We start from the raw sequence: 24,375 nt of genomic DNA on the forward strand, positions 1-24,375 counted from the left end.
TAGTTCAAAAGGTTTATTATTTAGGTAATAATTCCTTTTGTGCTAAAACAAAATCCTTCTATTGCTAAAAAGTCATTGCTATCTTTTTTCATTTATCATATACTATACAAGAATAAAATAATAGGAAATTATTATGAAATTTTTTGTTTACGTATTTATATTTATAATACTACTTTTAACTACTGTATCTTTTCTTTTGCCTACAAAAGAAAAACGGCAGTTCAGCGATGAGGGCTTGAGAGCTGCTGCATTGTCAAGAAACATGTCTAGTACTCCTGCTACTTATGAAGATCTCTTAAAGTTAGTAGATACTCCACAAAACAAGATGAGCAAAGAGAAGATCGATCTGGGTCGTGACCTATACCATGAAAAGATGCTCTCTAAAGACAAAGATATAAGTTGTGCAACTTGTCACGTTTTGAGTAAAGATTTAAAAGAAAAAGACATCTATCTGAAAGCTCTTACTTCCAAAACAAACGATAAAACTGACTGTGTTGTATGCCACCTCTCAGACCAAAGCGGAACCGACAGATTTGAGACTGCAGTTGGACATGGCGGGGCAGAAAATCAATTCCACTTAAACACGCTTACAACTCTAAATGCTGCTCTGGCAAAATTCCAAACTTGGGATGGTCATGTTAATACTATAGAAGAGCAAGTCGGACTCTCTATACAAGATCCGACTCAGATGAACCTCTCTGCAAAAGAAGTAGAAGATAGACTAAAAGCGAATGCTGAGTATGTTAAAAAGTTTGAGCTTGCATTTGACAAGGTAAGTTTTGAAAATACTCAAAAAGCTATTGGGGCATATCTTAAAACACTAGTAACTCGCAGTGGTTATGATAGATTTTTAGATGGTGATAACGATGCCATAAATGCAAAAGCAAAAAAAGGTCTTTCACACTTTTTAAACTTTGGCTGTAAAGGCTGTCATACCGGTGTAACTGTCGGTGGACAGAGCATACAGAAGTTTCCGCTTAGGGACTATAACAGTATCGTAGATGTTACAAACTCTTTTAATGAAGAAGAAAAAGGGCGAGAAGTAAGTGACTTCGACTTTAATGCTAAGATGTATCATCCTTTTCCGTTTGAGAACAAGGGTGGATTTATGGGTAAAGATGGCGAAAGACTATTTAGAGTTCCAATGCTTCGTAATGTGACAAAGACTTCTCCATACTTTCACAACGGTGCAGTAACCAAAATACGAGAAGCTGTTTTCCTCATGGGTAAACACCAACTCGGTATGCATCTGAGCTATGAACAAATAGATGAAATAGTAGAGTTTTTAAAATCACTAGAAGGTGACGTTGTGGATTATAAAGTTGTAACTAAGGATGCATCATGAAAAATGTATATATGAAAATACTTATTATATTAATGTTTGTAAGTGGGATCTTTCAACTTAGCATCTTCAACTTAAGCTGGGAATACTTTAGAATGGTTCAAGCAGTACATATTATGAGTTCAGCCTTCATAGCTGTCTTTTTGCTAGTGCCATATGTAAACATGCACACTTATGAGTACATGATTGTCAAACGTGCAAAAAGCACAAGCGGTGTGATTCTTGGCATCTTGCTTTTTTTCATAGTTGCAAGTGGATTTTACCTATTTTTTGTAGGTAATCCCGGAGGAGACACTATCGGACTTATTTCATACTACATACATCTGTATGGCTCATTTATCTTGTTGTATTTTCTTTTTCTTCATGCAAGAAAGAAAATCGATTTTAGCGCAAAACCATTTGTTGCTATCGCCTTAGTAGTTGGCATCTCTTACCCGACTATTTCATATAGCAGTGAGAAACTTACAAACATCGAGCTTGAAAAAGGTGTTGAGAGATACCATAATGAAGATTGGACAAATTCTGCAAAATGTAAATCATGTCACGAAGATATCTTCAACCAATGGGCAGACTCAAACCATAGACATCTAACAGGTACAAACCCTTACTATATGGTCATGGAAAATCTCGCCGGTGCAGATATGGGGGATGAGTTTAGACAGTGGTGTATGGGGTGTCACAATCCAAGTGCAGTTACTACTAAACAAAAGAGATCTACTCACAGAATGGCTGTAAACAGTATGCCTGATGCTCTTTTTGAGAGTGGTTCAAAAAGTCTTGTAGATGAGCTAAAGAGTCATGGAAACTCAAGACTTGAGCAGGGTGTATCTTGTGTGACTTGTCACAGAATTACAAAAGCAGATTCTAAAGGAAACAGCGCGTATACGCTTGATCTGACAAATAGAAAAAAATACGTTTTTGAAGATAGTACTTCTGGTGTAGAGCACTGGCTAAGTGAAAAATTCATAAACTCTAACCCATTAGTTCATAAAGAAAGCTACTCAAAAGAGATATATAAAGAAAGTGCCTATTGTGCTTCTTGTCATGATGAGTTCCTGCCGGATGATTCAAAAAGATCGGTAGTCTCTACTTTTAAAGAGTGGGAAAAATCACCTTTTAACAACCCTAAAGACCCGAGCAAACATAAGACTTGTATCGACTGTCATATGACATACCTTGAAAATGGCAAGCTTGCTCCGCTAAAAGGACAATCTACTACAGGCGGAAAAGTAAAAGATAATGTAAAAGTTCACTATTTTTCAGGTTCAAACCACTTTTTATCTGGTCTAAAAAGCAAAAAACATGAAGATCAGACTTTACAACTTCTACGTACTTCTGCAGATATTGATGTAGATATAAAAGATGGAAAAGTTTTAGTCGGTGTTAAAAATGTAGGAGCTGGTCACCACCTGCCAACCGGAGTTTCTGACTTTAGAGAATTATGGCTTGATATTACAGTTACAGACAGAGATTCAAATATTGTTTTTAGCAGTGGTAAACTCAAAGATGACGGCAATCTAGACATAGATGCAAGACCTTTTATGAAAGTCTTTGGTGATGAGAACTTAAAACCTGTCGGTCTTCTCTTTTGGAGATACAAAAAACTCATAAGTGATACTAGAATTCCGGCAGGTGAAAGAAGAGTTGAATCTTATGATATCTCAGACGCTTCAAGTTTAAAATATCCTCTAAAAGCGGTTGTAAAACTAAACTTTAGGATCTATCCTCAATGGGTGACAAATGCGGTGCAAAGAGCATTTCCACAACTGCCAAATCCACCTGTTGTATTGCTCAAAGAGATTCAAAAAGAATTCTGATTTGGAGGTAATTTAATGCGTATTTTAATACTTGTGTCTCTACTTTTATCACTTATTCATGCCAACCATATTAGTTGGTATGGAGACTTCGACAAAGCCCACAAACAAGCACTTAAAGAGAAAAAAAATCTTATGGTTCTACTTATAAAAAAAGATTGCCCAGAGTGTATTGAAACCATAAAAACAACTTTTATCAATCAACCATATATTGATAAGATAAATCAGGAATATATTTCAGTCTTAATCACTAAGGACCAAAAAAGCAGTTACCCTATTGAGATGCTATATACATTCCAATATCCATCACTATTTTTTTTAGACAACAGAGAACTCTTTGTGTGCGAACCGATAAGGGGAGGAGTTACTCCAAATAAACTAAATAGTTATTTGGAGCAGTGTAGATAATTTAGTGAGCAGAAGTTGTTTTGTTTAGCTCTTCTTCTATCGCATCACGAAGGTCTGAAGTAGCAGAATTGTCTGAAAATTCTATGTGCCCTTCAGAAAACTTAACACTTGAAGAGATAGTATTATCTCCATCAATTTTTTCAGCAATGACTTCATTAGATTTAAACTCAGTAATTTTCCAGCCTGTTTTTTCACCGGCCTTTTCTATTGCGTGAGCAATCTTTTTGTTATCATGAGTTTTCACATAAAGCGCGTCTTTAGAAACTTTTGCATCATGAGATGCAGGTGATGGTGATGTTCCGCCACATCCAGTTGATAATACCAGAGAGATAGCAGAGATTAAAGTTATCGATAAGATTTTATTCATTCCAGGTCCTTTTTTTAACTTTCTTAATAAAATATAAATTTTACAAAGAAATTTAATTAATCAATGATATAATAAGAAACTTAAAAAATAATTGATGTATATCAAGATTTCAAACCACTATATAATAAAAGGCAAACAATGATCCAAGACATAGTAATCATACTAGTGATGGCAGTACCAATGATACTCTTTGGTGTCTATCCAGGCCTGAAATTAGGAGACTTTCTCGAGCGTAAGTATAATATAGATGAAAGTCTAAAAAGAAAAGTTATGATCATCACAACTATTGTATTTACACTGACTTTATCTTCATTGTTATACTATATATAATGATAATATTTACTAATATAATTTAGCCTCTTGTTTCATAAAGTTACATTGAATATAAAACTTTCCTTAAATTTAAAATTAATCTAATAAATTGATTTATATCAATTCTTTTTAATCCAAATAGGAATAAACTACAACTGATTCTGAAAAACTATTAACACTATAAAAGGAGATATTATGATAGAAGAAGTAGTAATGAGACAAGATATTGCTCTAGATGATTTCTTGCCTATCTTTGTATCCTCTTCACTTGTTTTAGTATTTGGAGGATTCTATGTTGGTATATATACCGCTGTAAAAGTTAATCTACTGAAAAAATGGACTATGCCTATTGCATATATATTTTGGATGTTAACTGCCTATTGTTTGTATTTAATGGGAAGTTTAATGCACGTAGGTGAATTTACAGCTAAGGCTCTAGTAGTTGCTGCAATTGGATTATTATTACTTCCACACGCAGTCTATTTTATGCAGCATCAAGTTCACGAAGAGAATGAACATTGATATTCTGTATATATGTCAACAGTAATTTATAGGAGGGCACAGTGGCTAAAACATCCGTATGGAGTGACAATCGTTTCTGGCAACGTTCAGCAGGTTGGATAACAGGATTTGCAGCAGTACTACTTATTTGGCTAACATTTGATACAGCTGGTCAAATAGCAATGGGTACAGATGCAGACTTACAAAACGGCGTAACTAAAAGAGTTCCAGGACCTACAGTTATTAACTATAAGATCACTTACGAAATGAGCACTAAACGTGGTCACGAAGTTCCAGTGATAGGGGAAAAAGAAAAGTTTTTTGGAAGAGATGACTGGTCAGAAGAAGAAGCAGCAGCTTTACTTCACCTAGGTAAACTAGGATCTCAAACTAAAAACTGTATGAATTGTCATACACTGCTTGGTAATGGAGCATATTATGCACCAGATTTAACTAAAGCTTGGTTAGATCCAGCATGGCAAAATGATGGTACAATGCAAGCAATGACTGGTAAAAGTACGAAAGAAGAAGCAATGGCTGAATTCTTACAACATCCATCAACTTATCCGACTCACGCTCGTATGATGCCAGATCTTGGTATTACAGCTGAAGAGGCAAAAGGTTTAGTTGCTTTCTTGAAACATATGTCATCAATTGATACAAATGGTTTCCCAAGAAACTTTGGAAGAATGCAAGGAGCAGTAAATGGCAAGTAATCACTTAACAGGTATTGGAAGTGAATCAAAACAATTAGCAACATGGTATTTTACTTTTGCTGCTATCATTTTTGGTGCACAATTATTATTTGGTTTAGTTGCAGCAATTCAGTATGTAATGCCAGGCTTCTTATTTGAATTATTAGATTTCTCGGTTGCTAGAATGTTACACATCAATGCACTTGTTGTATGGATGGTATTTGCAATGTTTGGTTCAGTTTACTGGTTACTACCTGATGAAACTGGAATTGAAACTATAGGTATTAAAGTAGGTAAACTACTTTATTGGGTATTTGTTGCAGCAATCGTTGTTGTTGTACTAGTATATTTATTTATTCAAGTTGGACCGGCAGATGAAACATCTATCTGGTTTATACATGAAGGTCGTGAGTATATTGAAGCTCCGCGTTGGGCTGACTTCGGTATCGTTGTAGTTGCACTTGGATTCGTAGCTAACCTTTTCTTAACAGGAACAACAGGTAACCGTTCAGGTATCGTTACAGTACTTATGGCAGATATGATCGCTTTTGCTGGTCTTTATTTAGCTGGTATGTTCTTTACAGATAATATTACAGTTGATCAGTACTGGTGGTGGTGGGTAATTCACTTATGGGTTGAGGCTACTTGGGAAGTTTTCGTTGGTGCGATTGCTGCTTATGGTCTTATCACTATGATTGGAGCACACCGTAAAGTTGTTGAAATGTGGTTATGGATTGAAGTAGCAATGCTATTTGGTTCAGGTATTTTAGGTATCGGTCACCACTATTTCTGGATTGGTACACCTGAGTACTGGTGGGAAATCGGAGCATTATTTAGTGCACTAGAGCCATTACCACTTGTTGCTATGTTCATCCACGTTCTTTATGATTGGGGTAAAACTCAAGGTGGTCAAGACGCAACTGGTGTAGAAGTTTCAGTTATTAACAATAAACCAGCGTTTACTTGGTTTGTTCTTAACGCATTTGGTAACTTCTTAGGTGCTGGTATATGGGGATTCTTCCATACACTACCACAAGTTAACCTTTATACTCACGGTACGCAGTTTACTTCGGCGCACGGTCACTTAGCGTTCTTTGGTGCTTATGCAACTATCCTTATTGGTATGATGTATATCGCTGTTCAAGGGACAAATGGTATTAAAGTTATGAAACACACTAAGTCTTCTCTTTGGGCTGTTAGTATGATTACCGGTGGTGTAATGGGTATGACTATTGCACTTACAATCGCTGGTTACGTTCAAGTTCTTGTTTCTCGTGCACAAATGGGTGCTACTTGGGCAGGTTACTTTGACGGACAAAGCGGTATGTGGTTTGCACAAGCTATGGATTGGAGACTATTAATGGGTGCTGTAACGTTCCTAGGTTTCTTATTCTTAGTTAAAGATTTACTGTCTACTGGCAAAAGCCCAGTACACGAAAGATAAGGAGAACTATTATGTTTGAACCAATGACAGATATTGTACCAAGCTTTTTTGCTTGGTTAAATCAGGGTCCATTAACTCTAACTATCTTTCTTCACACAGTGATTATACTTCCAATGTTTTGGATTTATAAGCAAGAAAAAACTCGTTTAGAGAAAGAAAGTTAAGAAAAGTCTAGTTGTCGGCGGGCCTTCGGGCCGGCTTTATCTAATTTTAGGAGGAAGAATAAAATGAGATTAAATAAATTAGTTATGTCAGTTGCTGCATTAGCGGTGGTTAGTTCAGGTCTATTTGCTGGAACATCTGGAATGGATGTAGAATCAGTATTTGAAAAAGAGTGTCAAGGTTGTCACGGTCCAAATCACGAAGGTGGTGTTGGTTCTGATTTACGTCCTGCAGTTATATCTAAGAAAAATGCTTATAAATTAGCAGATGTTATCCTAAACGGTAAAGCTGGTACAGCAATGCCGGAATTTAAAAATAAATTCAATAAAGATGATGCTGATAAAATGGTTGATTACCTTCAAAGTTTTAAAGGTAGAAAGATTAAGCAACTTACTCTTGCTACTGTAAAAGAAGGATGGAAGCCTTTAAATGACAGAATGGCATTTTTCAAAAAATATCCACACGCTGTAGATGTTAAGAAAAATACTGATATCTGTTTCGTAACAGAAAGAGATGCTGAAAGAGTTGCATTTGTTGATGGTACTAATGGTAAAGTTTTATCTAAGCACCCTGCTGGTTTCGCTGTTCACGTAACAGTTACAAATAAGCGTCAGCCTCGTTATGCTTACTCTATCTCACGTTCAGGCTTAGTAACAATGTTCGACCTTAATACTCCGGGTCAACAAAAAATTGCTCAGTGTCAAGTTGGTTCTGAATCTCGTGGTCTTGCGGTTTCTCCAGATGGTAAATACTTAATGGCTGGTAACTACGTACCGGGTGGTGCGGTACTTATGGACGCAATGACTCTTGAGCCATTAAAAGTTTATCCTACGTCAAGTGTAATCAAACCTAACGGTGACATCGATTCATCTCGTGTTGCAGGTATCTTTGATACTCCATACGGTCCATATATTGCATTCGCACTTAAAGATGGTGGTCACGTTTATATCGTAGATTATTCTAAGCCAAACTTCCCAATCGTTGGTGATATTCCAAATATTGGTGATATTCTTCACGATGGTTTCTTAAATGAAGGTAAAGAGATTGGTAGATATTTATTTATCGCTTCTCAAGGTTCTGATGTTGTTGGTGTTGTGGATTTCAAAACTAAATCTTTAGTTACTAAAATCTATACAGGTCCATCAGCTAAGCCACACCCAGGTCAAGGTTCTTCTTGGTACAATGAGCAACTAGGTCAACAACTTGGTGCTACAGTTAACATGAACTTAGGTCAGGTGACTATCTGGGATGACAACTTCGATGTTATTCGTCAAATCCCTATCGGTGGTGGTGGATTATTCATCGGTACATCTGAGCACACTCCATTCTTATGGGCTGATAATGTACTTGGTGGTGAAACTAACTGGAATAAAGTTCACTTAATTAACAAGCAAACTTTAGAACTAGATAGAATCATTACTGTTGGTACTTCAAAAGGTACAGTTACAGATCCTGTAACTCACAAAACTCTTTACAAATGGGATGTTCCAACTGTTAAAGATAAAGATGGTAAAGCAATTACTCCTAGAATCTTACACGCTGAGCCAGCAAATCACGGTTATTGGACTATGATTTCTGAGTGGAACTGTGGAAGAATCGGTATCTATGAAGCTAAAACAGGTAAATTTGTTAAATATATCACAGGTTTAACAACTCCTACTTTTACTTACTCAATTGAGCATAGACAAACTATTCCAGGTGCATAAGCACTACTGACAAATTTCTCTCCTTCGGGGGAGAAACCTTCTTTTTTCACCCCATATAAATATCTTCAAACTTCCATAAATATTGTCAAAACAAGCTGCTATTAAATTAAAGTTTCTACAAACTTTTGCAAATATTGACAAAATTGACTAATATCAACGACAAATCTATTATAAAAAGATATTCTTTAACTGTAAAAAAAAATGACAAATTCTAGATTTTATAGGCTTTTATTCAAGTTTATTTTCGATAGAATAGTTTATCAAACGAAAGAATAAATATGAAAAAATATATACTCTTAACACTTGCATTGTCTTCTCTTTTATACGCTCAGGATGCGGACGGCAAAAAAGTCTTTGAGACCTATTGTTGGGGCTGTCACCACCAAACTGCTGTAGCATTTGGACCTCCATTTTCAGAAATAGCTTCTAAACGAACACAAGATGAAATCGAAGCTTATATTATAGACCCAAAAGCAATGTATAAAGCTTTTGGTTACAAAAGAACAGTAATGACCGAATTAAAATTAAATGACAAAGAGAGAAAAGCTATAGCAAAATACATTCTCTCATATAAAGGTAAATAATGTTTAGACTATCAAATCTTATATCTTCTGTTGTAGAAGGCAAAAAAGAAAGAATTTTAGACGGCTCGATAGCTATATGGAACTTTACAAATCGTTGTAATCTCTCTTGTTTACACTGCTACTCAAAATCGACTCTAGATGAAGTTGATACTCTAACAACTGAGCAAATCAAAAAAACTATTTTAGAGATGAAAGCAAACGGTGTTAAGTTCATCATCTTCTCAGGTGGAGAACCACTGACTAGAAAAGATCTGTTTGAGATAGCTGACTTTTGTAAAGATAATGGGATCATCACTTATTTATCTAGTAATGGTCTATACTTTACAAAGGGTAATGTACAACGTATAGTAGATACATTTAACTATGTTGGTGTTAGTATAGATGGAGATGAGCCTACACATGATCACTTCCGTGGTCTTAAAGGTGCGTTTAAAGAAACACTTAAAGCTGTTCAACTTGCAAACTCAACGGGTGCTAAGGTCGGTATACGTTTTACTATTACTAAAGAGACTATTAACTCTTTAGAATATATTTTTGATCTGGTTGAAAAAGAAAATATTCCAAAGATATATATCTCGCATCTAGTTTATTCAGGACGTGGTTTAGATAATCTTAAAATGGATCTTACTAAAGAGCAGAGAAGAAAATCTGTAGAGTTCATACTTAAAAAAGCATTTGAGTACTACGATACTGGTAGAGACATCGAGATTGTAACAGGAAATATGGAACAAGATGCCATTCTTTTCTTAAATGAGTTTGCAGCTAGATACCCTGAATTAAAAGAGAGCATGAGAAAACGACTAACTACTTGGGGTGGAAACTCTGCTGGTAGAAAACTGCTTAATATAAACAGTGAAGGTGATGTTAGACCAGATCCATTCTTTCCACTGACTGTTGGAAATATCATTAAAGAAGACTTTGGTGATATCTGGCAAAAAGGTGACCTACTAGATAAGCTTAGAGTTCATCCAAGAGAAGTTAGCGGTATATGTGCTGATTGTGAACAGATAGATATTTGTAACGGCGGTTCACGTGCTAGAGCGTATGCTATTACAGGTGATTTATGGAGTGAAGATCCATCATGTTATTTAACTCAAGAGGAGAGAAAACAATAATGATAATACAAAAAATATTACTTGGTGCTATGGTTACAGCATCTATACTGACAAACGTTCAAGCAAAAGGTGTAAATCCAGTCTTATCAATGCTAGACACAGAAGAGAAAGTTTTTGTTGTAGAGAGAGAAAGCAACTCTTTAGCTGTTATTGAAAAAGGATTAACTAAGTCTCATATTGGAGGCATGCACAATATGAATCATGGCGTTGTTAAGTTTGACGGCAAAGACGGCTATGTAATCTCTCGTGATGGTTATGTTATAAAGTTTGATCCTGAAAAAGAAGTTATAGTGAAAGAGCAAAAGACTAGCGACAGTGCTATTGGTTTTACAATTAGTAAAAACTTTCTGGCAGTTGCTAACTATGCTAAAAAAAGTGTAGATATTTTAGACAGAGACTTAAACCCTATTCAGTCATTTGAGACAGGATCTAAAAATGTCGGTATTAAGATTTATAAAGATTACTTGATTTTCTCACAAATGGATAACGACAAGATAACTGTTTTAAAAGACAAAAACGGTGGTAAAGGTCTTCCAAACTTCGAGATTTACAAAGAGTTTGAAGATGTTGGGGTAATGCCCTTTGATGCAATGATCAAAGATAACAACTTCATAACTGGTTTCTTTCAGAGTGATCACTTTGGTGTTGTAGATCTGGACACTATGAAATACTCAAAAATTAAAATACTACTAGAAGACAGAAAACCTGTACTCAAAGTTCCACACTTTGGTTTTTGGAGTATCGGTGGAGGATATGTGTTTATCCCTGCTGTAGGAAATAATAAAGTGCTAGTCTATACACCTGACTTTAAATATGTTAAAAATATTGAGACAGAAGGTTTGCCGGTATTTACAGCTCTATCTCCTGATAAAAAATATTTAGCAGTAACATTCAGTGGAAAGAAATTTCCTGTAATTCAGATTATAGATACTAAGACTCTAAAAATCGTTAAAAGATTTGAGTTTGATGGAAAAGTTCTTCATGTAAGATGGTCAAATGTTAGACCAAACCTTTATGTATCAGTAAATGATACTAACAAAGTAGCTGTTATTCATACTAAAGATTGGTATTTAAGCCGTGAAATATTTCAAATCAAAAAACCGTCTGGTATATTTATTTATGAGGAAAAGAAATAATGGGTAAAGTATATTTAACGGGTGCTGGCCCTGGAGACATTGAGTTACTAACTGTAAAAGCACTTAGAGTTATCAGAGAAGCCGATGTAATTATTTATGATCGTCTTGCAAACCCTGTATTACTAGAAGAAGCAAAAAATGGCTGTGAATTCGTATATGTAGGTAAAGAAGACGGACGTCATATCATGCCTCAAGATGATATTAATGAAGTAATATACCAAAATGCACTAAAGCATGAAAATGTAGTTCGCCTTAAAGGTGGAGATCCTTTTGTATTTGGTCGCGGTGGTGAAGAAGCTCTTTACCTACTTGAAAGAGATGTCAAATTTGAAATAATTCCCGGTATCACTTCTGCAATCTCTGCACCTGCATATGCAGGTATTCCTGTTACTCATCGTGGTGTAGCAGTAAGTTTCAGAGTTGTTACAGGTCATGAATCACCAAATAAAAAAGTTTCTCAGATTCCATGGGATAACTTTAAAACAGATGACACTATTATATTTTTAATGGGTCTTCATAATCTTCCAAAAATTAGTAAAAAACTTATTGAGATTGGAAAAGCAAGAGACTATCCGGTAGCTGTAATCTCAAAAGGAACAACAAAAGATCAAAGTGTTGTTGTAGGAACTCTAGAAAATATAGTTGAAAAAGCTAAAGATGTACCAACACCTGCACTTATAGTAGTAGGAAAGGTAGTTGAGCTTAGAGAACAGCTAAAGTGGTTCGAGGGAAATGCCTAAGCTGCAGCATGATTTCAAACAACCCATAGAGATTGCTGATAGCATCTACTGGGTTGGAATGTATCTTGAAAACGACCCATTTCAATGTCATCCATACTTCATAAAAAATGGAGATGAGTCTATTCTTATTGACCCAGGTTCTATGCTTGAGTTTAATGAGACTGTGAGAAAAGTAAAGAGTATTGCAGATATCAAGTCTATCAAGTATATCGTACTTCATCATCAAGACCCAGATTTAGCAGCAGCAGTACCTGAGATAGAAAAACTCATAGACAGAGATGATCTGCTTATTGTAACTCACTCAAGAATGTCTCTTTTAATAAAACACTACCTTGTAAGTTCCGACTATTATGAGATAGATAAACATGATAATCAACTCATTACTTCAAGCGGTTTCAAGTTAGACTTTTTAACTACACCATACTGTCACTCTCCCGGTGCTTTTGTTAGCTATGATCCAAAAACAAAAACTCTTTTTTCTGGAGATATTTTTGGTGGTATAGAAGAGTCATGGGAATTTTATGCAGATACAACTTACTTTGAAAAAGCAAAACAATTTCATCAAGAATACATGCCAAGTAAAGATATATTTAACTATGCCCTCAGCAAGATAGAGAAACTAGATATTGAGCTTATTGCACCGCAACATGGTTCTATAATCAAAAAGCAATATATACAAAACCTAATCACTGATATGAAAAATCTAGATTGTGGACTCTATATAGAAGAAAAATATAATCGTGAACTTCTGGATACGATTAACGAACTTAAAGAAAAAGAAAAAACTATCCAAGAGAGAGACAGACAGCTATTTGAACAATCAAAAAGAGCTGAGATGGGTGAGATGATAGGAAATATAGCACATCAATGGCGTCAGCCATTAGCAATTGTAAACACAATAGTAGCAATATTAAAAGAAAAAAACAGCGTTGGTGTTCTTGAGAGAGATGAAGTCTCTTCTAAACTAGACACAATGGAAAAACGTGTTGTATATATGTCAGATACTATCGAAGACTTTATGAACTACTATAAACCAAATAAAGACAAATCAGTCTTTAGTATTTACACTGCTCTCAATAAAGCACTTGAGATTACAAACTATACAAAAGATAGCACAAAAATAAAGATAAACATTAGAGGAGACAAAGAATTAAATATCTATGGCTTAATGAATGAGTTTGTTCAAGTTATAGTATCTATCCTCTCTAATATATATGACATCATAGAGTTAAGATCTATACCTGATATAAAGATAGATATACTACTTCAAAAAGAAAATGAAGACGCGGTTCTTTCTATTAGTGATAATGCCGGTGGAATAGATGCTGATATACTACCAAAGATTTTTAATCCATACTTTACAACAAAGCATCAATCTATGGGAACCGGCTTAGGTCTACACATTGCAAAAATGATTATAGAAGATCACATGGATGGAAAATTACAAGCAGAGAATAACAGCTTTGGAGCCACATTTACAATAAGGATGAAGAATGAATAGTGAATTAATTGAAGATATTTCAATCCTCATAACAGAAGATGAGTCAGAACTAAGAGAATACCTACGGGAATATTTACAAATATTTTTTAAAAAAGTATATGTAGCCAAATGTGGTCATGAGGGGTATATACAATACTTAGAAAAAAGGCCTGATATCATTTTAAGTGATATAAATATGCCAAACTTAGACGGGCTGAGTATGGTTAAGCGTATTAGAGAACGTGACACGGAAACTGATATTATCATTATGAGTGCTCACTCTGAGCAAGAAAAACTTCTCCAAGCAATAGAACTTGGTCTTGTTACTTACCTAATCAAGCCTATAAACTCACAAAAGCTAAAAGATGTTTTACTAAATCTTGTAGATAAACTTAGAGCTTCTAAAAAAAGAATTTACCTGAGTCAAGAAATATTTTGGGATAAGACATCTTCTACTCTGTGGAACTCTGAAAAACAGATTTCTTTAAAAGAGAAAGAATTAATGCTTTTTAAACTTCTGTGCTCAAAGACGAACCATGCATTTACGGCTGAAAACATCTTCTATCACTTATACGGAGAGGGTGAAAAAGAGTTCTCTGAGTACTCAATCACATCATTTATAAAACGTCTCAGAGCAAAACTTCCGGAGAATCTCATACAGAATGAATATGGATTAGGATACAAAATCGTACTAAAGTAGATTGACTAAGTGTGACAAACTCTTCTATTATAATAACAAGTGAGACTTTCTAATATCTCCTTGATTCACAACCATATTGTTTAAAATCAGAATTTTTTAATTCTGATTTTAGTATATATACAATGACTCCTCAACCCCAACATATGGCTTCACGATATCTTTTGTAGTAATATCTAGTTTTTTAGCGATTTTTGGATTTACAATATAGCTTATCCACGTAGTTTTTATTTCATCACCTTTTTGCAGTTTTGGTACTTTATATGTGACAGTTTTTGATGTGTTAGCTTTTAAATTTCTGTTTAGTTTATAGTCTATGGCTTTATTTGGCAGAGCCGGTTTTCCATCTTCATCTTTAAATACTATAATAAAAGTTGCCTGCTTATCTTCAAGAGGACTATCTTTAAAGTTTGTCCATACTACCTTAGAATCTCTAGTTATAACTGTCTTAGCAAACTTCAATCTCATAGGATGCGTAATAATAGAGTGCCCCATTTTATTAGTTATAGTAAGATTTAGTACTTCATCTTTATATGCAAGTTCGAGCTTCACAGCTTTTTTTACCATATCTAAAGAGTGTACACCTAAAAACTCATGAGAGGCGTAATTATTTCTTATACCTTTGTCCTTTTTCTCTATAGTACCTGGAGTTGATGGCATGTGACAACCTATACAATCACTTGTTTTATCATATTGGTTTTTTGTATTACAGACCTCAAAACCTTTAGCATTTTGTTTATGAGAATGACAACCCATACATACTTCAGAATTTTTATATATTTCATTACTCTGAGATTCATGCTCATTACTCTCATACGGTTTTTTCAGGTTTCCAAAGACAGTCGGTTTTTTTTCACCTTTATAGTTTGAGAAGTTGATTTTATGGGCTTTAGAATCGTATATTTTACTGATCTGATGACAAAAGAAACAAGACACTCCATCTGTCTGCCTATAACTATTAGGATCCGGTTGCTTTTCTCCACTCATCACGGCACGCAGATTTTTAGTAGCTGGCATATGACAGATAGCACATTTATATGTATCTTTATTTACAGCTTCTTTTACTTTTGCATGTACTTCGTCTTTAAAAAGAGATGATTTATGATGCATAGATGCTGTGTGTTCACGATAGATGTTCTCATGACACTCGTTGCAAGACTCAGAAGATGGGTACTTTACTTCAGCATTGAGGCTCATGCCAAGTAAAACTAAGAAAGAGAGAATAAATTTCATAATAGACTCCATAAAATAAATATAGAGCCATTATACTAAAAGAAATCTTATAATTAATATTTTTCTAGATTATACTTAAACCAGAGTAGTTCAGCATCTTTATTTCCGCTGTCTTTAGACAGCTGAGCCCATTTTTTTGCTTGTTTAAACTTCTCATTAGTACAGTAGATTTCTGCAAGAAGGTAGTAAGCTCTCTCATCACCTTGTGCTGCATTTTTCTCCAACCACTCAGCTGCTTTGTCGAATTTAAGAAGTTGCATATAAACAAGACCTATATTTTGCTCTGCCTGTTGATTACCTTGAATTGCAGATCTTTCTAAAAGCTCTGCTGCTTTTGTAGCATTTTGATCTATTCCGTCACCTCTGTAGTACATAAGAGCCAGATTATACTCAGCATTTGGATTTTTAGCTTCTGAAGCCTTTGTAAGCCATGTAAATGCGTTCTTGCTATCTTGCTTCACATTTTGACCTGTTAAGTACATCATACCCAAGTCATTTTGAGCTCTGGCGTCTGAAGCTTTTGCAGCTTTTTCTAACCAACTAATACCTTTTTCTGTATCTTTTTGAATACCAATACCATTAAAGTAGAGATAACTTAACGCATTTTGAGCAGTTGTATCACCGGATTTAGCACTCTTTTCATAGAGCTTAAAAGCCTTTTCATAATCTTTTTTCTTAAAAGCTTCAAGAGCTTCTTTAGTATCTCCAAACAGTGCTACTGACATCAATAGCATAGATAAAATAATCTTTAACATTAGAATCCTTCTTAATTACTTTTACATTTTTTCATCATCTCTAGCCAATTTAGAGAGAAGTTTTTTAACACATATGACTTATGATGCGGGACACTACATGATGAGCAGTCTTGATGAATTACACCATTTCCTGCAAACTCTTCACCATTGTTAATATCGCAATCACTGAGTATTTTAAACTCGTTGTATGTTCCCAAACCACTATCATTAAATCTAAAGTTAGGACAAGCACACATATAGCAGTTTAACTCATTCATATCATGGCACTTTTTATTATCTTTATAAAGAGGGCAAAAACTCGGCTCTTCTTTTACCATATTATCAAAATCAAAATACGCAACTATACGTTCTTTTGAGTAACCTGACTCCACTAATTTATCTACAATATCTTTATGCTTTTTAGCATGGGCGTCAAACCATTTAGTATAACTCATAGGGTATATTACCTAAAAAAGTAAAATGATTTAAGCTATAATGACAATAAAATAGCAATTTTTTTGCAAAAGACTAATTATTGAAAAACTCACACTTTACCTATCTTCTTATTTTAGCAATGTTTTTATGGGGTGGAGGATGGAGTGCACTTAAAATTCTCACATATGACCTCTCAATAGAAATCATAATATTTTGGCGTTTTTTTCTTATGAGCATCTCTTTTATCCCTATTTTGTATCTCATGAAAGTTCCTTTAACTTTAAACCCAACAGGTGCAAAATTCGTAGCTTCAAGTTCCGTATTAAATGTATCATTTATGATTTTTTCTTTTTTGGGTGTAAAGTATGGTTTTGCAGGAAATGGTGGAGTAATTATCACAACGCTGACGCCACTTATGACTTTTTTACTGGTTGCAATCATCTTCAGGAGTAAACTTTTTGCATCTCAGTACATAGGTCTTATAATAGGTTTTATTGGTGGAATTATCATATTAGAGCTAAATGATTTGAGCATATTTCTAAATAGCTCTAACATATATTTTGCTATATGTGCAATTATTTGGGCTGGGGTAACACTTCTCTCGCAATACTCTCATAAACATATTCATCCGGTTCACTATAGTTTTTACATATCTGTTATAGCAACTATTTTCTCATTCATCTATGCATTTGACAGTGATTTGATGAGTGTCTTTGAGCAAGGAGTTAAATTCTGGATTGCCATGATTTATTTAGCAGTTTTAGGACAAACTGTCGCCACTACTATCTTCTTTATAGCGTCAGCAAAACTAGGCAGCCAAAAAACAAGTTCGTTTATGTTTTTAGTGCCCATATTCTCTCTTCTAATAGCTTGGGCTGTCTTAGGCGAAGCTATACATGCCCACATCCTTATCGGCGGTTCTCTTAGTCTTATTGCAGTTTATTTTATAAATAAAAAAAATTAATAGGGTTTTAATATCACTTGTTGTAATATTTTTCATTATCAAGTTTTATATAAAGGTACTTATGAAAACAGTTCTAATTATAGGTGGTGGCTTTGCTGGTCTTGAAGCTGCTATTTTTTTAAGAAAATCAAATTATGATGTTACTTTAGTAAGTGAAAGAGATTACTTTTTCATATACCCTACTTCGATCTGGATTCCAACAAGAGAACAAGAGTTCAGTGATGTATGTATAGATCTTAAAAAACTGCAAAAAGTGCATGGCTTTAAGCTAGTAGTAGATGCTCTGCAAAAGATAGATGCTAAAGAAAACTCATATACTCTGAATAGTGGAGCTGTTTTAAAAGATTATGACCACGTAGTCCTTGCAATGGGTGCTTCAAAAATGAAGCACAAGGGAATAAAAAACACACTATCTATTTGTGGTGCTCCTGAACAATCTCTACAAATCCGTGACTCAATAGATGCACTTATAGAAAAAGGAAGCGGTAAAATCTGCTTCGGTTTTGGAGGAAATCCAAAAGACACTTCTGCTGTTCGCGGTGGACCTGCATTTGAACTACTGTTTAACACTCACCATCTTTTGAAGAAAAAAGGTATAAGAGACAATTTTGAGTTAACATTTTTTGCACCAATGCCTGAACCTGGAAAAAGAATGGGTACTAAAGCTCTTAAAATGATGGCTGTCTTTTTTGAAAAACTAGATATAAAGCAGCATTTTGGTAAAAAAATAAAAGCTTTCGAAAATGATTCTATTATATTTGAAGATGACTCAAAACTAGCTTCTGACTTTACTATGTTTATAGCTGCAGGGAATGGTCACGATGTTGTCAAAGAGTCAGGGTTACCGACTAACGAAGCTGGATTTATAAAGATAAATGACCATTGTAATGTTGTTTTTGACGATCCACAAATGCCGACTAATATCTACGCTATTGGAGATGTTGCAGCTCTGCAAGGAGCTGACTGGAGAGCAAAACAAGGTCACGTTGCAGAAGTAATGGCTAGAAATGTTGCTTTTAATATTGATCAAAAAGACAAAGGTCTCTCACTCTTTAAAGGCTATCAAGAGCACCTCAATATTCTATGTGTTATGGATAGTGGTAACGGTGCTTCATTTATTTACAGGGATGATAAAAGAGCCCTTATGGTTCCTCTTCCATTCATTGGTCACTGGTTAAAAAAAGGATGGGGTAAATACTGTAAACTATCTAAACTCAACAAAATACCTAGGATTCCTGGTATTTAATTAGTTTCACATTTTATTTACACTTTTTACTTTTATAATACAACTCAAGAAAGAGAAATATAGGACTTTATGTCCACATGAAGTATAAATTTCTTTCGGTCACTTCCCTTAAATTCAAAGCAATGCCGCAGTACTTACCCCTTTAATGTGCGGCATTACTCTTTAGTTTTCGTTGTTGATTTTTTCTCGTCTTTTTTGTTTCATTTTACTTTTTGCAAGTTCACGCATATCTTCTGTTGTATCACTCTCATCAACTATTTCAACACCTAAGATAGTCTCAACACAATCCTCTAAAGTAATGATTCCTTCTGTTTGGTCATAGTTATCCATAACCAAAAACATATGATCTTTTTTAGATATAAACAGATCCAGAGCCTTAGAAACAGGAATATTTTCATTTATAGAAAATATCTCTTTTTTTATTGAACCTACAGTTACACTATCATCTTCTAAAGCTTGTTTGAAAATCTTTTTAGTTAAAACGATTCCAACAACTTCTTCTATAGAACCTTTGTAAACTGGAATACGGGAAAATTTAAAAATTGCAGGCTGTGTTTCTATGACATCTTTTATTGTCATATTTTCATCAAGTGCGAATACAACACTTCTCGGAGTTAAAACCTCTCCTACCTTTATCTTATTCAGGTTTAAAATATTCTCTATAAAGTCAGACTCTTTTTCATCAATAACGCCATCATCTTCACTAAGAAGCATACTGTGTAGTAACTCCTCTTTAGTTAACCTGTTTGAATCCTGCTTACCCTTCGATATTCTATTTGTAACAAAAAGAGTGCTTAATATAATTGGGTATGTAATAAAAATAAAGATTCTGATAATTCTAGCCGAAAATGGAGCTAACTGTTTCCAGTAAATAGCACCTATAGTTTTTGGAATAATCTCAGATAAAAATAAAATTGCAAATGTTAGAACAATAGAAACGTAAACAACAGCATCATTTCCAAAAAGTATAGATGCTTGAGCACCAACGGCTGCTGCACCTAAAGTATTTGCAATAGTGTTTAAGATTAAAATTGAAGCTATAGACTTGTTTATATTTTGTTTATGAGATCTTAAATATGCCCCAACCCTTGGTCTCTCTTTTTCTAGTACGGAGACATATGACATATTCACCGACAAAAGTACCGACTCTAAAATTGAACATAAAAATGAAACACTCACCGACAATACAAAAAATAGTATTAATAAATCCATTAAGTTTGAAAATTCCTTATAATAGTATATATGTTGCTAGGCCTAAAAAACTCAAAAAGCCTACGATATCAGTAACAGTTGTTAAAATAACTGTACTTCCTATAGCTGGATCAATATCCATTCTCTTTAAAAATAATGGTACTGTTGCACCAAAAAAGCCTGCTGCTAGGAGGTTTATGACCATACTAAGTGCAATTACAACTCCAAGCATACCCATGTCAAACCATACGGCGGCAACAAAACCCATAATTATAGCAAAGAAGATGCCATTCCCGAGCGAAAGCGTTACCTCTTTTTTGATAATCCTCATTGCATCTCCTTGAGAAATATCACCGAGAGCCAACTGTCTTACAACAACAGTCAGACTTTGAGTTCCTGCATTTCCACCCATAGATGCAACAATGGGCATTAATACTGCAAGAGCTACCATACTCTCTAAAGTATCTGAAAACATGCCGATGACAAAAGATGCGGCAATCGCTGTAAAAAGATTTAAAGAAAGCCAAGTCGCACGCTTACGTCCAGCTTTAATTATCTCATCATCTTCTTCTGCATCATCATCAACACCCGCAAGGTTATACATCTGTTCTGTTGCATGTTCATTGATAATATCGTAGATATCATCTGATGTAATACGACCAACTAATATGCCATAAGCATTTACGATAGGCATAACAGAGAGGTCATACTCTTCAAAGGTATGAACTACATCTTTTATATCATCTCTATCATAAGCCATTTTTGGCTCAAAACTATCATCACTATTTTCAATATTTTCTTTTATTGTTTTAGAAAAGTCAAATACTAATAAATCGTCTAAACCAACTGTATATCTAAGCTTATTCTCTTTACTTATAATAAATAGATTTTGAACATTTTCAAGCTCATTGGCCTTTCTAAGAGCAGCAAATCGCTTTATTACATCCTGTACTATCTCATCTTTCAAGGCTGTAAAGACTTCCAGCTGCATATATGCACCGGCTTCATCTTCATCATAATTTTGAAGCTTTGTTATCTCTTGCTTATCTTCTTCATCAAGAGTATCAAAAACCTGAGAAGCGACGCTTTCATCTACTTCCCCAAGTTCTTGCATGAACTCCAATTGATCATCAGACTCAAGCTCTCTTACAGCATGAGAAAGTTCGTCAACACTTAGAGACTCTACAACATCATCGAAGTATCTATCCGGAAGTGCAAGGGCAACATCACCAACTAGGTTTTTTGGAACCAGTTTTATAGCATCAGCAAACTCGCTATCATCTAGCTGTTTTAATATCTTTGCAATATCCGATGGGTGAATCTCACTAAGTTCGTGAGAATTTAAGTACTCTTTTAACTTGTTCATATTATTGGAATTATACCCTATATTGGCACTACATATTTCAAAATAAATTATTAACAAAACTATTTAGATTAAAATCAATAAAAATAATATTCATACTAAAAAATATTTTATGTTTCTTTTTGTATCAAACTAAAATATTATAAATTTTTTATAGTGATAATAAATTTATAATAATATTTTAAGATATACTAAGCGACGACATTTATATCAGAATGGATATTATAATGTTATTAAATGTTAAAGGATTGAAATGCCGATAAAATTTTTAGTTAGTGCTGTTACTATCTCGATCTTATTTACAGCTTGTGCCACTATGCAAAAGGAACGTGTACATGAAACACCTCCTTCTCAAAAAGAAGCTCTCCAAGAGAGTCCAACACTAAAAGTTGAGGATAATACACTTACTGGTCTTAAAAGAAAAGTTGCTATAGGACGGTTTTCAAATGAAACTCGCTACGGTCAAAGCTTTTTCCTTGATAAGAATAATGACAAAATTGGGAAACAGGCGATGGATATACTTTCAGCCAAACTCTTTCAATCTGGAAGATTCATTATGTTGGAGAGAGCCGATATCTCTAAAATTGAAAAAGAATTAGCAATTGGGAACTCAAAAAAAGTTGATAATGCTGCAGACTATTTAATACTAGGATCAATTACAGAATTAGGGCGTAAAGAAACTAGCGATGTTGGAATTTTTAGTCGTGTAAAAAAACAAGAAACTTTTGCAAAAGTACATATACGAATAGTAGATGTAAGTAATGGGGAAATTATATATTCTGAAGAAGGAAAAGGGGCAGCATACAGTGAGGCTGGAACAGTCTTTGGCGTTGGTGAAAAAGCTAGCTACAATGGACAATTAAACGATAAAGCGATAGATGCTGCTATTTCTGACTTAACATCAAATATTATAGAAAATATGCTTGACAAACCTTGGAAGGGCTATATACTTGGTTATGAAGATGATAGTTTCATAACATCTGGTGGTAAAAGTCAAAACATTAAAATTGGAGATATTTTTGATATATTTAAAAAAGGAAAACAAGTAAAAAATCCGCAAACTAATATGATGATAACATTACCTAGTAAAAAAATAGGTAGTATCAAGATTACAGCGACAATGGGAGATACAACTGACACTGAGGTTTCCCTAGCATCTCTTTTTGATGGTGATGTTAAACAATATATTGCTTCAAATAACTTTGACAATCTTTATATTCAACTTGGAGATAAAAAATGAAATATTTTATTTGGATTATTAATATACTCATTTTCTTAGGATTTTCTGGATGCGGATACAAAGAAGGCATATCTACCGGTGATAAAAAATCATATTTATATTTTACTGGTAATACACATAGCATTATGGTTAGTGTTGATGATGGAGAAAAATTTAGTATTGAAGAAGGTAGAGATAATCAATACAAAATCAAACCAGGAAAACACTTTATAAAAGTATATAGAGCTAATAAATTAATCGTAAAGAGAGAAGTGTTTGTTAGTGATGGTATATCTAAAGAAATAGAGGTAAATTAAATGAAAAGATTAAAAATAATAGCTCCGATAGCTATCGCTTTTTTTATGACTGGTTGTGTAGAACAACCTAAACCGTTGTACAACTATGGCGACTATAGCGATAGTTATTATGCTTCTAAGAAAAATATATGTGCTGAGTCTTCTCTCAAGTTGCAAAAATCTATAGAAAAATGTATTGAAAGTACTGATGGCACTCTTTCTGGACGTGTACCTCCTGGAATGTATGCAAACCTTGGTTATATATATCTAAAAGGTGGCAATTCTGAAGAAGCTATTTCCAGTTTTACAAAGGAAAAAACTATGTATCCTGAGTCTGCACACTTTATGGATAGAATGATTAAAAAGATTAAAATAGCACAAGGGCCAAAAAATGACAATTAAAAACTTTTATAAGATTTCAATACTAATATTAATGACATTCCTATTTTCTGGATGTTTAGGTAATGGTCCTACGTACACAACAAAGGCTGAAGAGTTCCCAAAAATGTATGATCAAAAACCTCGTTCCATTTTAATTCTCCCTCCCATGAATGAGAGTACAGATGCAGAGGCAAAAGATTATTATATGACTACGGTAGAGATACCATTTGCAAGCATGGGTTATTATACTTTTCCGGTAGAAATGGTTAGTGATATTATGAAACAAGAAGGAGTATATGATACAGAACTTCTTTATAATATGCCATTAACAAAGTTTTATGATTACTTTGGTGCAGATACAGTACTGTTTACTAACATAAGTAAATGGGATGTTTCATATGCCGTTATTGCTTCAAGCTTAACTGTCTCAATTGATGCGAGAATAGTGTCAACAAAAACTTCTGAGGAACTATGGAAATATACAGGTACAGTTGTAGTAGATCTTAGTGGTGGTGATACAGGTGGAGGAATTGCTGGTCTTATTGCAAAAGTAGTTGTAGCAGCAATCAACACAGCAGCTTCAGACTATGTTAAACATGCACATACTGCAAACAGAAGACTTATATATACTCTTCCTTTTGGACCATATCATGACCATTATCTTCTTGATCAAGATATGAAATTCCTTGATCAAACACCAAAAGCTAAAAGCTAATAAGAACTCTTCATGTCACATCTAATATATTATTTATTAGATGTGCATTCCTAATTTGTCTCAAAACAATTTTTATAGTATCATTTATATATCAA

At 34.2% G+C, this 24,375-nt stretch carries 27 protein-coding genes; 21 read left to right on the forward strand and 6 right to left on the reverse strand.

Features of this window, described 5'->3' with window-relative positions; translation table 11 throughout:
• Nucleotides 1-133: 133 nt before the first annotated feature.
• The 3 genes from ABZC13_RS05320 to ABZC13_RS05330 are packed head-to-tail and all read left to right on the forward strand — an operon-like array spanning nucleotide 134 to nucleotide 3,564.
• Entirely contained in the window at nucleotides 134-1,345 is a 1,212-nt protein-coding gene (locus ABZC13_RS05320) for a cytochrome-c peroxidase (RefSeq protein ID WP_373001074.1), read from the forward strand.
• Nucleotides 1,342-3,159 (forward strand): multiheme c-type cytochrome, encoded by a 1,818-nt coding sequence (locus ABZC13_RS05325; protein WP_373001076.1) that lies wholly within the window; start codon nucleotides 1,342-1,344, stop codon nucleotides 3,157-3,159. Before ABZC13_RS05320 ends, ABZC13_RS05325 begins: the two co-directional genes overlap by 4 nt.
• A 15-nt stretch (nucleotides 3,160-3,174) precedes the next feature.
• Complete coding sequence (locus ABZC13_RS05330) at nucleotides 3,175-3,564, forward strand: thioredoxin family protein (protein ID WP_373001078.1); 390 nt, start codon at nucleotides 3,175-3,177, stop codon at nucleotides 3,562-3,564.
• Between the two features lies 1 nt (nucleotide 3,565).
• Here the strand turns inward: ABZC13_RS05330 and ABZC13_RS05335 are convergent, their stop codons facing one another.
• Complete coding sequence (locus tag ABZC13_RS05335; RefSeq protein WP_373001080.1) at nucleotides 3,566-3,931, reverse strand: hypothetical protein; 366 nt, start codon at nucleotides 3,929-3,931, stop codon at nucleotides 3,566-3,568.
• Nucleotides 3,932-4,069: 138 nt separating this feature from the next.
• Between ABZC13_RS05335 and ABZC13_RS05340 the strand changes: the two genes are divergently transcribed.
• From ABZC13_RS05340 to ABZC13_RS05395, 12 genes are all read left to right on the forward strand, one after another.
• The gene (locus tag ABZC13_RS05340) at nucleotides 4,070-4,261 is read left to right on the forward strand and encodes a hypothetical protein (protein WP_373001082.1); all 192 of its coding nucleotides are present in this window, start codon (nucleotides 4,070-4,072) and stop codon (nucleotides 4,259-4,261) included.
• A gap of 177 nt (nucleotides 4,262-4,438) precedes the next feature.
• Nucleotides 4,439-4,765: a hypothetical protein gene (locus tag ABZC13_RS05345; RefSeq protein ID WP_373001084.1), complete on the forward strand. Its 327-nt coding sequence runs from the start codon at nucleotides 4,439-4,441 to the stop codon at nucleotides 4,763-4,765.
• Between the two features lie 41 nt (nucleotides 4,766-4,806).
• The gene (locus ABZC13_RS05350) at nucleotides 4,807-5,460 is read left to right on the forward strand and encodes a cytochrome c (RefSeq protein WP_373001086.1); all 654 of its coding nucleotides are present in this window, start codon (nucleotides 4,807-4,809) and stop codon (nucleotides 5,458-5,460) included.
• Nucleotides 5,450-6,883, forward strand: coding sequence for a cbb3-type cytochrome c oxidase subunit I (locus ABZC13_RS05355; RefSeq protein WP_373001088.1), 1,434 nt, complete (start codon nucleotides 5,450-5,452; stop codon nucleotides 6,881-6,883). The genes ABZC13_RS05350 and ABZC13_RS05355 overlap by 11 nt, the downstream gene beginning before the upstream one ends.
• A gap of 11 nt (nucleotides 6,884-6,894) precedes the next feature.
• Nucleotides 6,895-7,047: a hypothetical protein gene (locus ABZC13_RS05360; RefSeq protein WP_373001090.1), complete on the forward strand. Its 153-nt coding sequence runs from the start codon at nucleotides 6,895-6,897 to the stop codon at nucleotides 7,045-7,047.
• A gap of 63 nt (nucleotides 7,048-7,110) precedes the next feature.
• Complete coding sequence (locus ABZC13_RS05365; RefSeq protein ID WP_373001092.1) at nucleotides 7,111-8,751, forward strand: cytochrome D1 domain-containing protein; 1,641 nt, start codon at nucleotides 7,111-7,113, stop codon at nucleotides 8,749-8,751.
• A 278-nt stretch (nucleotides 8,752-9,029) separates the two neighbouring features.
• Complete coding sequence (locus ABZC13_RS05370) at nucleotides 9,030-9,335, forward strand: cytochrome c (RefSeq protein ID WP_373001094.1); 306 nt, start codon at nucleotides 9,030-9,032, stop codon at nucleotides 9,333-9,335.
• A complete protein-coding gene (locus ABZC13_RS05375) occupies nucleotides 9,335-10,450 on the forward strand; it encodes a radical SAM protein (protein ID WP_373001096.1) in 1,116 nt (371 codons plus the stop codon). The genes ABZC13_RS05370 and ABZC13_RS05375 overlap by 1 nt, the downstream gene beginning before the upstream one ends.
• Nucleotides 10,450-11,586 (forward strand): cytochrome D1 domain-containing protein, encoded by a 1,137-nt coding sequence (locus ABZC13_RS05380; protein WP_373001098.1) that lies wholly within the window; start codon nucleotides 10,450-10,452, stop codon nucleotides 11,584-11,586. Before ABZC13_RS05375 ends, ABZC13_RS05380 begins: the two co-directional genes overlap by 1 nt.
• Complete coding sequence (gene cobA, locus ABZC13_RS05385) at nucleotides 11,586-12,326, forward strand: uroporphyrinogen-III C-methyltransferase (RefSeq protein ID WP_373001100.1); 741 nt, start codon at nucleotides 11,586-11,588, stop codon at nucleotides 12,324-12,326. Before ABZC13_RS05380 ends, cobA begins: the two co-directional genes overlap by 1 nt.
• A complete protein-coding gene (locus ABZC13_RS05390; protein ID WP_373001102.1) occupies nucleotides 12,319-13,827 on the forward strand; it encodes an ATP-binding protein in 1,509 nt (502 codons plus the stop codon). The genes cobA and ABZC13_RS05390 overlap by 8 nt, the downstream gene beginning before the upstream one ends.
• Entirely contained in the window at nucleotides 13,820-14,506 is a 687-nt protein-coding gene (locus tag ABZC13_RS05395) for a response regulator transcription factor (RefSeq protein WP_373001104.1), read from the forward strand. The genes ABZC13_RS05390 and ABZC13_RS05395 overlap by 8 nt, the downstream gene beginning before the upstream one ends.
• 108 nt (nucleotides 14,507-14,614) lie before the next feature.
• On the opposite strand, the gene ABZC13_RS05400 is transcribed toward ABZC13_RS05395, so the two are convergent.
• Genes ABZC13_RS05400 through ABZC13_RS05410 form a run of 3 tightly spaced genes read right to left on the reverse strand, consistent with a single transcriptional unit; the run spans nucleotide 14,615 to nucleotide 16,925 of the window.
• Complete coding sequence (locus ABZC13_RS05400) at nucleotides 14,615-15,736, reverse strand: multiheme c-type cytochrome (RefSeq protein ID WP_373001106.1); 1,122 nt, start codon at nucleotides 15,734-15,736, stop codon at nucleotides 14,615-14,617.
• Between the two features lie 53 nt (nucleotides 15,737-15,789).
• Nucleotides 15,790-16,491: a tetratricopeptide repeat protein gene (locus ABZC13_RS05405; protein WP_373001108.1), complete on the reverse strand. Its 702-nt coding sequence runs from the start codon at nucleotides 16,489-16,491 to the stop codon at nucleotides 15,790-15,792.
• Nucleotides 16,492-16,502: 11 nt separating this feature from the next.
• The gene (locus ABZC13_RS05410; protein ID WP_373001110.1) at nucleotides 16,503-16,925 is read right to left on the reverse strand and encodes a hypothetical protein; all 423 of its coding nucleotides are present in this window, start codon (nucleotides 16,923-16,925) and stop codon (nucleotides 16,503-16,505) included.
• 80 nt (nucleotides 16,926-17,005) lie between these two features.
• Between ABZC13_RS05410 and ABZC13_RS05415 the strand changes: the two genes are divergently transcribed.
• A complete protein-coding gene (locus ABZC13_RS05415) occupies nucleotides 17,006-17,869 on the forward strand; it encodes a DMT family transporter (protein ID WP_373001112.1) in 864 nt (287 codons plus the stop codon).
• A gap of 61 nt (nucleotides 17,870-17,930) precedes the next feature.
• Complete coding sequence (locus ABZC13_RS05420; protein ID WP_373001114.1) at nucleotides 17,931-19,115, forward strand: NAD(P)/FAD-dependent oxidoreductase; 1,185 nt, start codon at nucleotides 17,931-17,933, stop codon at nucleotides 19,113-19,115.
• Nucleotides 19,116-19,277: 162 nt separating this feature from the next.
• Here ABZC13_RS05420 and ABZC13_RS05425 read toward each other — a convergent pair whose 3' ends face one another.
• Both ABZC13_RS05425 and mgtE read right to left on the reverse strand, forming a co-directional pair.
• Nucleotides 19,278-20,327 (reverse strand): CNNM domain-containing protein, encoded by a 1,050-nt coding sequence (locus tag ABZC13_RS05425; protein ID WP_373001116.1) that lies wholly within the window; start codon nucleotides 20,325-20,327, stop codon nucleotides 19,278-19,280.
• Between the two features lie 16 nt (nucleotides 20,328-20,343).
• A complete protein-coding gene (gene mgtE / locus ABZC13_RS05430) occupies nucleotides 20,344-21,672 on the reverse strand; it encodes a magnesium transporter (RefSeq protein ID WP_373001118.1) in 1,329 nt (442 codons plus the stop codon).
• 250 nt (nucleotides 21,673-21,922) lie between these two features.
• On the opposite strand from mgtE, the gene ABZC13_RS05435 reads away from it, so the two are divergent.
• Genes ABZC13_RS05435 through ABZC13_RS05450 form a run of 4 tightly spaced genes read left to right on the forward strand, consistent with a single transcriptional unit; the run spans nucleotide 21,923 to nucleotide 24,280 of the window.
• Nucleotides 21,923-22,909, forward strand: a complete 987-nt coding sequence (locus ABZC13_RS05435) for a CsgG/HfaB family protein (RefSeq protein ID WP_373001120.1) — start codon at nucleotides 21,923-21,925, stop codon at nucleotides 22,907-22,909.
• On the forward strand, nucleotides 22,906-23,205 hold the full coding sequence (locus ABZC13_RS05440; RefSeq protein WP_373001122.1) for a hypothetical protein: 300 nt from the start codon (nucleotides 22,906-22,908) through the stop codon (nucleotides 23,203-23,205). Before ABZC13_RS05435 ends, ABZC13_RS05440 begins: the two co-directional genes overlap by 4 nt.
• Nucleotides 23,206-23,586: a DUF4810 domain-containing protein gene (locus tag ABZC13_RS05445; protein ID WP_373001124.1), complete on the forward strand. Its 381-nt coding sequence runs from the start codon at nucleotides 23,206-23,208 to the stop codon at nucleotides 23,584-23,586. It abuts the gene before it with no gap.
• Entirely contained in the window at nucleotides 23,576-24,280 is a 705-nt protein-coding gene (locus tag ABZC13_RS05450) for a GNA1162 family protein (RefSeq protein ID WP_373001126.1), read from the forward strand. Before ABZC13_RS05445 ends, ABZC13_RS05450 begins: the two co-directional genes overlap by 11 nt.
• Nucleotides 24,281-24,375: the final 95 nt, after the last annotated feature.

The sequence above is a fragment of the Sulfurimonas sp. genome (genome assembly GCF_041563035.1).
GTDB lineage: Bacteria > Campylobacterota > Campylobacteria > Campylobacterales > Sulfurimonadaceae > Sulfurimonas.